The organism is Streptomyces sp. NPDC057623 (genome assembly GCF_042800355.1).
GTDB lineage: Bacteria > Actinomycetota > Actinomycetes > Streptomycetales > Streptomycetaceae > Streptomyces.
Genome location: NZ_JBHVGZ010000011.1, coordinates 1 through 12,076 on the forward strand (window position 1 = coordinate 1; position 12,076 = coordinate 12,076).

General features: G+C 69.6%; 9 protein-coding genes and 1 pseudogene. 7 read left to right on the forward strand and 3 right to left on the reverse strand.

What is annotated here, in order from left to right; translation table 11 throughout:
• Window positions 1-365: 365 nt before the first annotated feature.
• Both ACFU95_RS14065 and ACFU95_RS14070 read left to right on the forward strand, forming a co-directional pair.
• Window positions 366-809: a VOC family protein gene (locus ACFU95_RS14065; RefSeq protein WP_383826577.1), complete on the forward strand. Its 444-nt coding sequence runs from the start codon at window positions 366-368 to the stop codon at window positions 807-809.
• Between the two features lie 125 nt (window positions 810-934).
• Complete coding sequence (locus ACFU95_RS14070) at window positions 935-1,978, forward strand: hypothetical protein (RefSeq protein ID WP_383826580.1); 1,044 nt, start codon at window positions 935-937, stop codon at window positions 1,976-1,978.
• Between the two features lie 72 nt (window positions 1,979-2,050).
• On the opposite strand, the gene glnA is transcribed toward ACFU95_RS14070, so the two are convergent.
• Window positions 2,051-3,412: a type I glutamate--ammonia ligase gene (glnA, locus tag ACFU95_RS14075; protein ID WP_383826583.1), complete on the reverse strand. Its 1,362-nt coding sequence runs from the start codon at window positions 3,410-3,412 to the stop codon at window positions 2,051-2,053.
• Window positions 3,413-3,740: 328 nt separating this feature from the next.
• On the opposite strand from glnA, the gene ACFU95_RS14080 reads away from it, so the two are divergent.
• Window positions 3,741-4,943 (forward strand): globin domain-containing protein, encoded by a 1,203-nt coding sequence (locus ACFU95_RS14080; protein WP_383826586.1) that lies wholly within the window; start codon window positions 3,741-3,743, stop codon window positions 4,941-4,943.
• 13 nt (window positions 4,944-4,956) lie between these two features.
• Here ACFU95_RS14080 and ACFU95_RS14085 read toward each other — a convergent pair whose 3' ends face one another.
• Window positions 4,957-5,397 (reverse strand): RrF2 family transcriptional regulator, encoded by a 441-nt coding sequence (locus ACFU95_RS14085; protein WP_383826589.1) that lies wholly within the window; start codon window positions 5,395-5,397, stop codon window positions 4,957-4,959.
• 195 nt (window positions 5,398-5,592) lie between these two features.
• On the opposite strand from ACFU95_RS14085, the gene ACFU95_RS14090 reads away from it, so the two are divergent.
• The 3 genes and pseudogenes from ACFU95_RS14090 (at window position 5,593) to ACFU95_RS14100 (ending at window position 8,988) form a co-directional block, all read left to right on the forward strand.
• On the forward strand, window positions 5,593-6,273 hold the full coding sequence (locus tag ACFU95_RS14090; RefSeq protein ID WP_383826592.1) for a DUF3105 domain-containing protein: 681 nt from the start codon (window positions 5,593-5,595) through the stop codon (window positions 6,271-6,273).
• Window positions 6,270-6,893 (forward strand): DUF305 domain-containing protein, encoded by a 624-nt coding sequence (locus ACFU95_RS14095; RefSeq protein ID WP_383826595.1) that lies wholly within the window; start codon window positions 6,270-6,272, stop codon window positions 6,891-6,893. Before ACFU95_RS14090 ends, ACFU95_RS14095 begins: the two co-directional genes overlap by 4 nt.
• A 152-nt stretch (window positions 6,894-7,045) precedes the next feature.
• Window positions 7,046-8,988 (forward strand): annotated as a pseudogene (locus ACFU95_RS14100) (protease pro-enzyme activation domain-containing protein).
• A gap of 329 nt (window positions 8,989-9,317) precedes the next feature.
• On the opposite strand, the gene panB reads toward ACFU95_RS14100, so the two are convergent.
• Complete coding sequence (panB, locus tag ACFU95_RS14105) at window positions 9,318-10,196, reverse strand: 3-methyl-2-oxobutanoate hydroxymethyltransferase (RefSeq protein WP_383826598.1); 879 nt, start codon at window positions 10,194-10,196, stop codon at window positions 9,318-9,320.
• 191 nt (window positions 10,197-10,387) lie between these two features.
• Between panB and ACFU95_RS14110 the strand changes: the two genes are divergently transcribed.
• The gene (locus ACFU95_RS14110) at window positions 10,388-11,974 is read left to right on the forward strand and encodes an MFS transporter (protein ID WP_383826601.1); all 1,587 of its coding nucleotides are present in this window, start codon (window positions 10,388-10,390) and stop codon (window positions 11,972-11,974) included.
• The last annotated feature ends 102 nt before the right edge of the window (window positions 11,975-12,076 follow it).

Here is a 12,076-nt window from a genome sequence, read left to right on the forward strand (position 1 = left end):
GCGTTGGGCTTTTGCCAGGAGGTGCCGAGCCTTGACACCGGACTCTGCGGGCGGACACCCCCCGACGCGTCCCCTTGCCGCCGTACGCGGCTGCCGGGCCCGTGGGGGTGCACCAAGACCTCGGGCATACGGGCACTCTCCGACGCCGGTCCAGTCCCCTTCAGCCCGTCCGGCGTTTGAGGACGAGGCCGTTCAGGCCGACGGGGTTCCAGGGGGCGGAGCCCCCTGGGGAGGCTCGCTGCAGGGGCGGTGCCCTGGAAAGTGACGGAAGCTGTCATCGCGGTGGCGCAGAGCATCGATTTCGGCTTCGGTAAGGGTGAGCCGTTCGGCCAGACCCGTTGGCGATTCTCCATGGAGGACCAGTAATGGACTTCACTCTCGAAGTGATCCCGCTGCCCGTGAGCGACATCGACCGGGCCCGCGACTTCTACCGGGACAAGGTCGGCTTCCACGTCGACATCGACCAGGAGGTCATGCCGGGCATGCGCATCGTCCAGCTGACCCCGCCGGGTTCCGGCTGTTCGATCGCCCTCGGCGACAGCATCTGGGACCTGACCAAGGGCGAGACCGTTCCCCAGCCCGGCTCCTACCAGGGCCTCCAGCTCTGCGTGGCCGACATCAAGGCGGCGCACGCGGAACTGGTGGAGCGCGGTCTGGAGGTCTCGGAGCCCGTGCAGTACTCCCCCGACGACGGCGCCACGTTCATGTACTTCAAGGACCCGGACGGCAACGGCTGGTCGATCCAGGAGTACCGCCGCAGGGCTACGGAGCCGTTGCACGAGGTCCTGTCGAAGCCGGCAGCCCGGTAGTCGACAGGGGCGCGGGGCCGCCACCACGTCCCCGCGCCGCACGGCGAGCGGGGATTCGCCCGCGACGTCCCTCGAACGATGCAGAGAAGAGTGCGCCAACGCCAGCCGTGTCACACAGTCGGATCATGAGTTTCATCCGACGGAGACTGCTCGGCACGGCACATCAACAGCGTGCGGTGACTTCGGCCCGAGTCATCGATCTCGGCGGGCGGCTGGCGGTGAAGTTGGCGAGCGATGCCGAAAATCCTCTGCTCAAGACGGCCTTCCGGCAACTCGAAATGTGTCAACACGCTCTCGAAACCCCTGGGGGCAAAGCTTCATCAGTAGCTGTCGCTCAGATTCATTTTGATGCTGCATTCATCCTGTACCTGCGCGTGGCAAATCTCAGCGAAACGGCATCCATGATGCCTGCGATCCTTGGCGCGGTGCGGGAGAACCTCTCGAACAGCGATCCGCGCAGGAATGCCGTGGAGAGTATCACCGACGCGATTTCCGGGAGAATCAATCATCAAGACGATCTTCCGCCTCTCAAGGAATCCGAGCGTGAGACCGTCCTGGATACGCTGGCGGCTGCGAACCAAGCACGAATCAACAAGTCTCTGCGGATTCGCAGCTTCGTGCGCATCGTGACCATCGTCTGCACGGGGCTGACGGTTGCCGCTGCGGCCGTGGCAGTCATGGGTGCGGTACGGCCGGACGCCGTCCCGTTGTGTTTCGTCCCTCAGACATCGGAGGGAGACTATTTCACCGTTTGCCCTTTGGGGGTGGCCCCGTGGGGCTCGCCCGCATTCCCCAACACGAAGGCCGTTGATGTCGCCGACTACTTTGTAGTGGAGATTATCGGCCTGGTATCCGCAGGGCTCTCTGCCGCCACCGCGCTCCGCCACATGAGGGGGACCACGACACCGTACAATGTGTCACTGGTTCTCGCGGCACTGAAACTGCCGACTGGAGCACTTACCGCCCCACTCGGGCTCCTGTTTATTCGCGGCGGATTCGTGCCCGGCCTGACGGCACTGGACTCATCGGCTCAAATCGTCGCATGGGCCATTGTTTTCGGCTACTCGCAGCAGGTTCTTACTCGACTGGTGGACAACCAGGCGAAATCGATCCTTGGCGACCCTCAGGACGAGGCGAGAACAGTGGCTGACCCCGCAGAACGCACATGAACGTTGCGAGGGTGACGGTCAGCCACCGTCACCCTCACTCGTCGACCGGCAGCAGCATGCTCTGCCCGGCGTCTACAGCACCGGCAGGTTCTTCCGCAGCTCGAACGCGGTGACCTCGCTGCGGTACTCCTCCCACTCCTGGCGCTTGTTGCGCAGGAAGAAGTCGAACACGTGCTCGCCCAGTGTCTCGGCGACCAGGTCGCTGTTCTCCATGAGGGTCAGCGCCTCACCGAGGTTCTGCGGGAGGGGCTCGATGCCCATCGCGCGGCGCTCGGCGTTGGAGAGGGCCCAGACGTCGTCCTCGGCGCCCGGCGGGAGCTCGTAGCCCTCCTCGATGCCCTTGAGGCCGGAGGCCAGCAGGACGGCGTACGCCAGGTAGGGGTTGGCGCCGGAGTCCAGGGAGCGGACCTCGACCCGGGCCGAACCCGTCTTGCCGGGCTTGTACATCGGGACACGGACCAGGGCCGAGCGGTTGTTGTGGCCCCAGCAGATGTACGACGGGGCCTCGCCGCCGGCGCCCGCGGTGCGCTCGGAGCCGCCCCAGATGCGCTTGTAGGAGTTGACCCACTGGTTGGTGACCGCGGAGATCTCCGCGGCGTGGCGGAGCAGGCCCGCGATGAAGGAGCGGCCGACCTTGGAGAGCTGGTACTCCGAGCCGGACTCGTAGAACGCGTTGCGGTCGCCCTCGAAGAGGGAGAGGTGCGTGTGCATGCCCGAGCCGGGGTGCTCGGAGAACGGCTTCGGCATGAAGGTCGCCTGTACGCCCTGCTCCAGCGCCACCTGCTTCATGACCAGGCGGAACGTCATGATGTTGTCCGCCGTGGAGAGCGCGTCGGCGTAGCGCAGGTCGATCTCCTGCTGGCCGGGGGCGCCCTCGTGGTGGGAGAACTCGACCGAGATGCCCATCGACTCCAGCATGGTGATCGCCTGGCGGCGGAAGTCCATGCCGATGTTCTGCGGGGTGTGGTCGAAGTAGCCGGAGTTGTCGGCCGGGGTGGGGCGCGAGCCGTCCAGCGGGCGGTCCTTCAGGAGGAAGAACTCGATCTCCGGGTGGGTGTAGAAGGTGAACCCCAGGTCGGAGGTGCGGGCCAGGGCGCGCTTGAGGACGTAGCGCGGGTCCGCGAAGGACGGGCTGCCGTCCGGCATGAGGATGTCGCAGAACATGCGGGCGGTGCCGGGGGCCTCGGCGCGCCAGGGCAGGATCTGGAAGGTCGACGGGTCCGGCTTGGCGATCATGTCGGACTCGTATACGCGGGCGAAGCCCTCGATCGCCGAGCCGTCGAAGCCGATGCCCTCGTCGAAGGCCTGCTCCAGCTCGGCGGGGGCCACGGCCACGGACTTGAGGAAGCCCAGCACGTCCGTGAACCACAGGCGTACGAACCGGATGTCGCGCTCCTCCAACGTCCGGAGCACGAACTCCTGCTGCTTGTCCATCTTCCGCTTCCCATCCTTGCTGGTCAGGCCGCCTGTCTCCGGTGCAGCGGGAGGCGGTCGGGCACCTGAGCATCACACCACAACACCATTTCAGGCGCGTTGCGCACCTTGATCGCCGAGGCGACCGAGGGCTGAACTCCCGGCCTACGGCGGGTGTCCCTCCGTGGTACCGGTGAACTGCTCTGCCGCCCATCTTGCCTGCTCGGACCGACATCCGTAATGCCCGGCCCCACAGGACCCACCCCGCTTTAATTGGTATTTCAGATGCAAGTTTTAATGGTGGCGGACGGTCGCCCTCGCACCGCCCGATCGAGCCTGAGGAGACCCGATGCTGTCCGAGCAGTCCGTCGCCACCGTGCGTGCCACCCTTCCCGTCGTCGGCGGGGCCATCGGTGAGATCACCGAGCGCTTCTACGCCGGGCTCTTCGCCGCCCGCCCCGAGCTGCTGCGCGACCTCTTCAACCGCGGCAACCAGGCGGCCGGCACCCAGCGCCAGGCCCTGGCGGGCTCGATCGCCGCGTTCGCCACGCACCTCGTGGAGCGCCCCGACGAGCGGCCCGACGCGATGCTGGGCCGCATCGCCCACAAGCACGCCTCCCTGGGCGTCACGGCGGAGCAGTACGCCCTCGTCCACGAGCACCTCTTCGCCGCCATCGCGGACGTGCTCGGCGAGGCCGTCACGCCCGAGGTCGCGGCCGCCTGGGACGAGGTCTACTGGCTGATGGCGAACGCGCTGGTCGCGATCGAGAAGCGGCTGCACGAGGAGCGGGGCGGGGGCGGGTGGCGGGAGTGGGAGGTCGTCGGGCGGGTCGAGGAGACCGCCGACGTGGCCACCTTCCGGCTGCGGCCTGCCGACGGCCGTCCGGCGGCGGACTTCCGGGCCGGGCAGTACGTCTCCGTCCAGGTCGAGCTGGCGGACGGGGCCCGGCAGATACGCCAGTACAGCCTGTCCGCCGCGCCCGGCTCACCCGTACGCCAGATCAGCGTGAAGCGGGTGCCGGGCGGTGGCTCGGCTCCCGACGGCGAGGTCTCGAACCACCTCCACGCGCGCGTGCACGTCGGCGACCGGCTGCGCCTGTCGGCGCCCTACGGCGATCTCGTCCTCACCGGCACCGGCACACGGGCGCCGCTGCTCCTCGCCTCCGCCGGCATCGGTGTGACGCCGATGGTCGCCATGCTGGGGCAGCTCGTGGACAGCGGGCACACGGGTCCGGTGGTCGTCGTGCACGGCGACCGCTCCCCCGCCGAGCACGCCCTGCGCGCCGACCACGAGACGTACGCCGGGAAGCTGCCGGACGCGTCGGTCCACTTCTGGTACGAGACGGACGCCGACGACAGTGACGCCTCCCACCGCACCGGCCTGGTCGACCTCACCGACGTCGCCGTACCGCAGGGCACGCGCGCGTACCTGTGCGGTCCGCTGGCCTTCATGCGGGCGGTGCGGGCGCGGCTGATCGAGAAGGGCGTGGCACCGGCCGACATCCACTACGAGGTGTTCGGGCCTGATCTCTGGCTGGCGCACGAGGGCTGAGCCGGGCCGGGCCTCAGGGCGTCGGCGTCCGGCCGATCCGAAGGAGCAGCGGGCCGGTGGGGTCCGCGGTCATGTCGGCCACCGTCAGCGGGTCCAGCGAGGCGAAGAACGCCTCCTGGGCCCGCCGCAGCGCGCCGCGCAGGCGGCACCCGGAGTGCAGCGGGCAGGGGCTGTCGCCCTCGCACTCGACGACGTCGCCGTCCCCCTCGAACGCGCGCACGACCGCGCCGACCGACGCGGTACGGCCCCGCTCGCTGAGCGACAGCCCGCCGCCGCGGCCCCGGCGGGCGTCCACCAGGCCCATGTGCTGAAGCTCGGCGACCACTTTGGCGGCGTGCGTGTACGGCACCTCCATGCCGGCCGCGACCTCGCGGGTCGTCGGCATGGCGTCCCCCAGGACGGCGAGCCGCATGAGGAGCCGCAGTGCCAGGTCGGTGGAGCGCAACAGCCGCATGGGGGCAGCGTAGATAATGCGCATCCGCCGTTCAAAATATCCGGTCCGAAAGATCCGTCCCCGCGTCCGGCTCGAAAGAACCGCCGACCGGTCGCCCCGATCCGGCCTTTCCCGTCACCGCTCTACGAGAGATCCCACCTTCCCCATTACGATCAGCGGACCCGACCGTCCCTTTCCCCAGAAGGACAACACCTCATGGGTTCCGCCAAGAACAAGAGCAACGCGTCGCGCACGGCGCGGATAGAGGAGATGCGGCGCGCCGACCGGGCCCGCGAGCGGCGCAACCGGATCTTCACGATCGCGGCCAGTGTGGTGGTGGTCTCGGGGCTGGTCGTCGGAGGTGTCTTCCTTCTGCGGGCTCAGTCCAGCAACGCCGAGTCGAAGGAGCCCGAGAAGCAGGACGACAAGGTCAAGACCACGGGTCGGCTCGTCGCGGGCGAGGACGGCGAGAAGGTCTGGAAGGGGACGCTCGGGCGCACCCACGTCACGACGACCGTGAAGTACCCGACGGAGCCCCCGGTCGGCGGTGACCATCTCCGGGCCTGGATGAACTGCAACGGCGACGTCTACACCAAGGCGGTCGACAACATGAACGCCGTGCACTCGCTGGAGCACGGCGCGGTCTGGGTGACGTACACCTCCAAGGCGGCCAAGGCCGATGTCGAGGCGCTGGCGGCGAAGGTCGAGCAGACGCCGTACACGCTGATGAGCCCGGACGAGAAGCAGCAGGATCCGATCATGCTGACCGCGTGGGGAGTGCAGCGCACGGTGACCGGTGCGAAGGACCCGAACGTCGACAAGTTCTTCCAGAAGTACGTCCAGGGCGAGCAGACGCCCGAGAAGGGCGCGGTCTGCACGGGCGGTCTGTCGGAGTGAGGCGGCACGTCGGCTGGATCACGGGGGCCGCGGCGGCCGTGCTCGTCGCCGTCGGCGGGCTCACCTACGCGGTCGCCGAGGACGGTGGTTCGAGCGCGACGCCGGGTGCGGACTCGGCGGACGCCGGGTTCGCGCGCGACATGGCGGTGCACCATCAGCAGGCGGTCGAGATGTCGTTCATCGTGCGGGACCGCACCGACGACAAGGACGTGCGGCTCCTGGCGTACGACATCGCGCAGACACAGGCCAACCAGCGCGGCATGCTGCTGGGCTGGCTGGATCTGTGGGGGCTGCCGAAGGTGTCGTCGGACCCGCCGATGACCTGGATGGACATGGGCGACATGCCCTCCGTCGGGGACGGTTCGCTGATGCCGGGGATGGCGACCAGGACGGAGCTGAAGCAGCTGGAGAGGCTGAGCGGCAGGCAGGCCGAGGTGCTCTACCTCCAGCTGATGACGGACCATCACAAGGGCGGCGTCCACATGGCCGAGGGCTGTGTCGAGAGGTGCACGGTCGGGGTGGAGAGACAGCTCGCGCAGGGCATGGTGGACGCTCAACGGTCGGAGATCGACCTCATGAAGGACATGCTGGCGGAGCGGGGCGCGAAGCCGCGGTCGTGACCGGCGTCCGCGACGGCCCCCTCGAAATGGCTTTGTCATTAGGTTAGTTGGGACCTTCTTGGGCCGGGCATTCCCCTGGCGTGAACGGTTCGTCGCTTAAGTGGCCACCGTCGGGTGATCCACTCGCGCACACGAACCGCACAGGGGATTCCATGAGATATCGACGCGCCGCGCTGCGCGCCTCGGTGAGCTTGGCGGCGACACTGCCTCTGCTCGCCGGAGCGCTGACGCTCGGCGTACCCGCGGCGCAGGCCGCGGACCAGCAGGGCCGGGACGCGCTCACCGGCACCAAGCCCGCCTGGGCCACGGCCAGGGCGGACCGGGGCGCGACCTCGGACAGCGCCCGGGTCTCGGCACGCGTCTACCTCCGGGGCCGGGACGCGGCCGGCCTCGCCGCCTACGCGAAGGCCGTCTCGGACCGAGTTCGGCGTCGTACGGCAAGTACCTCAGCGCCGACCGGGCCCGGGCCCGCTTCGGCGCGACGAAGGCCCAAGTGGCCGCCGTCAAGAGCTGGTTGACGGCGGCGGGGCTGAAGGTCACGGGCGTCACGCAGCACTACGTCGCCGTCTCCGGCGATGTGGCCGCCGCGGAGAAGGCGTTCGGCACCCAGCTGCACAACTACACCAAGGGCGCCAGGACTTATCGTGCGCCGGCGGCGACCGCCTCCGTCCCGGTCGGCCTGAAGGACTCCGTCCTGACCGTCACCGGCCTGGACGACGCACCGCACCTGGCGAGCCACAAGGACCGGCTGCCGCAGCCGGAGACCGTGTTCCGCAACGCGGGGCCCTTCTCGACGTACCACGGCTCGAACGTGGCGAGCACGCTGCCGGACGCGTACGGCACGAAGATCCCGTACGCCGTCAAGGGCTACACCGGCAAGCAGCTGCGCGCGGCGTACGGCGCGGGCAAGCACACCGGCAAGGGGGTGCGCGTCGCCATCACCGACGCGTACGCCTCCCCGACCATCGCCTACGACGCGGCCACCTACGCGAAGAGGCACGGCGACGCGGCCTACACCACCGGCCAGCTGCGCCAGGTCCTGCCCGCGCAGTACACGAACACCGAGGACTGCGGCGCGGCCGGCTGGTACGGCGAGGAGACCCTCGACGTCGAGGCCGTGCACGCGGTCGCGCCCGCCGCGCAGATCACGTACGTCGGGGCCGCCTCCTGCACCGACCAGGACCTGCTCGACTCGCTCGGCAAGATCGTCGACAACCACCTGGCCGACATCGTCTCCAACTCCTGGGGCGAGACCGAGGCCGCCCAGACGCCGGACCTCGCGGCCGCCTACGACCAGGTCTTCCAGTTCGGCGCGGTCGAGGGCATCGGCTTCTACTACTCCTCCGGCGACGACGGCGACGAGGTCGCGAGCAGCGGCACCAAGCAGGTCGACATCCCGGCGAGTTCGGCGTGGGTGACGGCGGTCGGCGGCACCTCGCTGGCGGTCGGCAAGGGCGACAAGTACCTGTGGGAGACCGGCTGGGGCACCGAGAAGGCGGTCCTGTCGGCCGACGGCAGGAGCTGGACCGACTTCCCCGGCGCCTTCAACTCGGGCGCGGGCGGCGGCACCAGCAGGACCGTCGCCGAGCCGTACTGGCAGCAGGGCGTCGTGCCGGACGCGCTGGCCAAGGCCAACAGCACCGACGGCAACCGCGTCGTGCCGGACATCGCGGCGATCGCCGACCCGAACACCGGGTTCCTGGTGGGCCAGACGCAGACCCTGCCGGACGGGAAGACGCAGGCGTACGACGAGTACCGCATCGGCGGCACCTCGCTCGCCGCGCCGGTCGTCGCGGCCGTCCAGGCCCTCGCGCAGGAGGCCCGCGGCGGGCAGCCCATCGGGTTCGCCAACCCGTCGATCTACGCGCGCCACGGGTCGAGGGCCTACCACGACGTCACGGACAACCCGACGGGCTCCGGTCTCGCGGTCGCGCGCGTCGACTACGTCAACGGCTACGACGCGACGGGCGGCCTGACCACGTCCGTACGCTCCCTCGGCAAGGACAGCTCACTGAGCGCCGTGAAGGGCTACGACGACGTGACCGGGGTGGGCACACCCGCGCCCGGCTATGTGGAGTCGTACCGACGCCGCTGAGCACCGGCGATCCGGTTACTCCGGGACTTCAAGGGGTGGCGCGGCCCGCGCTTGCGCGCCACGTCACCCCGTCGTTCATCGAGCGAACAGGGTGGCGCCGGTCGCCGCGATCCGGGCCGAGTTCATTTCCACGACCACGCAGAGCAACCGTCGGTTGAGGAACCACGACGCCGAGCAACCAGGTCCGCGAGAGCGGCGCCGGTTTAGGCGCAAAGGGGGGACAGCCCGCCGACGGGGGAAGATCGGCGGGCTGTCGTGGTGGTGCCGCAGTGGCTCTGTGGGCCGGGTCCCGGTGGGTCCCGGTGGGCCCCGGCAGGACCCGGAAGGGCTCAGTGGACGGAGTGCTCCTCCAGCGGGAACGTTCCGCCGACCACGTCGTCCGCGAACGCCTTCGCCGCGTTGCCCATGACCTCGCGGAGGTCGGCGTACTGCTTGACGAACTTGGGGACGCGGCCGCCGGTCAGGCCCAGCATGTCCGTCCAGACCAGGACCTGCGCGTCGGTCTCCGCTCCGGCGCCGATGCCGACCGTCGGGATGTGCAGGACGCGGGTCACCTCGGCCGCCAGCTCCGCCGGCACCAGTTCCAGGACGACCGCGAAGGCGCCCGCGTCCTGGACCGCCTTGGCGTCGCGCAGCAGTTGCTGGGCCGCCTCCTCGCCGCGGCCCTGGACGCGGTAGCCCATGGCGTTGACGGACTGCGGGGTGAGGCCGATGTGGGCCATCACCGGGATGCCGGACTCGACCAGCAGCCGGATCTGTTCGTGCGAGCGCTCGCCGCCCTCCAGCTTCACGGCGCCGACGCCGGCCTCCTTGACCAGCCGGGTCGCCGAGCGCAGCGCCTGCACGGGGCCCTCCTGGTACGACCCGAAGGGCAGGTCGCCGACGATCAGGGCGCGCGAGGTGCCCCGTACGACGGCGGCCGACAGCATGGTCATCTCGTCGAGCGTGACGGGCACCGTGGTCTCGTACCCGAGGTGGCAGTTGCCCGCCGAGTCGCCGACGAGCATGACCGGGATCCCGGCCTCGTCGAAGACGGACGCGGTCATCGCGTCGTAGGCGGTGAGCATGGGCCACTTCTCGCCCCGCTCCTTGGCGAGGGCGATGTCCCGGACGGTGATGCGGCGTGTGCCCTTCCCCCCGTACAGCGCCTTGCTGCTGCCGTCGGAGGGCTTCGCCTGAGGCGTCTGGGCAGCCGAAAGCTGCGTCATTGCAACGGCTCCTTCTGTCATCTCGAGGCGCCCTGACGGCGTCCCCGGATCCCCTCCATGGTGGCACTTCGTGCCAAGGAGGGCTAGGCCACCCCGCGTGACTTCCGCCGCGTGACCGCCGCGCGTAAGTTCTCGGTAAGAAATTAAGATACGAGACGGTTCCGTATCGTAAATCGGGTAGCTTCGGCGGCATGACTTCTCCCGCCGCCACAGCCCCCCGCATACCGGAAGCCGTGCACCGGCGCCGCTGGGCGATCCTCGGCGTGCTGATGCTGAGCCTGCTGATCGTGGTCCTCGACAACTCCATCCTCAACGTCGCCATCAAGACCATCTCGACCCCGGCCCCGACCGGCCTGGGCGCCACCCAGAGCGAGCTGGAGTGGGCGATCAACGCCTACACCCTCGTCTTCGCCGGCCTGCTGTTCAGCGCGGGCATCCTCGGCGACCGGCTCGGCCGCAAGAAGGTCCTGCTCGGCGGGCTGGCCGTGTTCGGGATCGGTTCCGCCCTCGCCGCGTTCTCCGGCTCGCCCGGCGAGCTCATCGCCTTCCGCTCGGTGATGGGCCTCGGCGCCGCCTTCGTCATGCCGGCCACCCTCGCCGTGCTGATGAACGTCTTCGAGCGCGACGAGCAGCCCAAGGCCATCGGCATCTGGGCCGGCGGCGTCGGGCTCGCCATCGCCATCGGACCCATCACCGGCGGCGTACTGCTCGACCACTTCTGGTGGGGGTCCGTCTTCCTCATCAACGTCCCGATCGTGCTGCTCGCGCTCGCGCTGATGCTGTGGCTGGTGCCGGACTCGCGCGACCCGAACCCCGGCCGCATCGATCCCGTCGGCGTCGTGCTCTCCGTCGTCGGGCTCGTCCTGCTCGTCTACGGCATCATCAAGGGCGGCCAGCTCGCCGACTTCACGGACCCGACGGTCCTCGCGACGATCGCCGCCGGCCTCGCCGGCCTCGCCGCCTTCGTGGTGTTCGAGAAGCGCAGCGACCATCCGTCCATCGATGTCACGTACTTCCGCAACAAGGTCTTCTCGGCCGCGATCGGCGTCATCGCGCTGGTCTTCTTCGCCCTGATGGGCGTCACCTTCTTCTCGGTCTTCTACACCCAGAGTGTGCGCGGCTACTCGCCGCTGGAGACGGGTCTGCTGATGCTGCCGCTCGCCGCCGCCCAGATGATCTTCGCGCCGCGGGCGCGGCTCGTCGTCGACCGGTTCGGCAACCGGGCCACGACCACGGGCGCCATGCTGCTCATCGCCCTCACCCTGGCAGCCTTCGCCACGTTCGAGGCGGACACGCCGATCTGGCTGCTGGAGGTCGTCTTCTTCCTCATGGGCGCCGCGATGGCGCACATCATGACGCCGGTCAGCGTCGTCATCATGCAGGCCCTGCCCCGCGAGAAGGCCGGCTCGGCCTCCGCGCTCAGCAACACCTTCCGCCAGGTCGGCGGCGCCCTGGGCATCGCCGTGCTCGGCTCCGTCATGTCGACCGCCTACCGCAACGGCATCGAGGACCGGCTCACGGTCCTGCCGGAGGGCGTACGGCACACCGCGGGCGAGTCCATCGAGGCCACGCTCGGCGTGGCGGAGCGGCTCGGCCCGAAGGGCGAGTCCCTCGTCGGCGCGGCCCACGACGCCTTCCTGCACTCGATGCACGTCACGGCGTTGTGGGGCGCGGGCGTCGCGGTGCTCGGCGCGGTGGTCGTGGCGCTGTTCCTGCCGGGGAGGCCGACGGTGTCTCAGGACGACGAGGACGAGCGGGAGTTGGTGGCCGCCGAGTAGGAGCGGGGCGGGGGGGGGGGGGGGGGGGGGAAGGGGAGGAAGGGGGGGGGGGGGGCGGAGGGGGGGGGGGGGAGAGAGGAAGAAGGGTAGAAGAAGAAGACA

Coding starts and splice junctions, on each gene's coding strand:
- ACFU95_RS14065 (WP_383826577.1), top strand. CDS start 366: ATGGACTTCACTCTCGAAGTGATCCCGCTGCCCGTGAGCGACATCGAC.
- ACFU95_RS14070 (WP_383826580.1), top strand. CDS start 935: ATGAGTTTCATCCGACGGAGACTGCTCGGCACGGCACATCAACAGCGT.
- glnA (WP_383826583.1), bottom strand. CDS start 3,412: ATGGACAAGCAGCAGGAGTTCGTGCTCCGGACGTTGGAGGAGCGCGAC.
- ACFU95_RS14080 (WP_383826586.1), top strand. CDS start 3,741: ATGCTGTCCGAGCAGTCCGTCGCCACCGTGCGTGCCACCCTTCCCGTC.
- ACFU95_RS14085 (WP_383826589.1), bottom strand. CDS start 5,397: ATGCGGCTGTTGCGCTCCACCGACCTGGCACTGCGGCTCCTCATGCGG.
- ACFU95_RS14090 (WP_383826592.1), top strand. CDS start 5,593: ATGGGTTCCGCCAAGAACAAGAGCAACGCGTCGCGCACGGCGCGGATA.
- panB (WP_383826598.1), bottom strand. CDS start 10,196: ATGACGCAGCTTTCGGCTGCCCAGACGCCTCAGGCGAAGCCCTCCGAC.
- ACFU95_RS14110 (WP_383826601.1), top strand. CDS start 10,388: ATGACTTCTCCCGCCGCCACAGCCCCCCGCATACCGGAAGCCGTGCAC.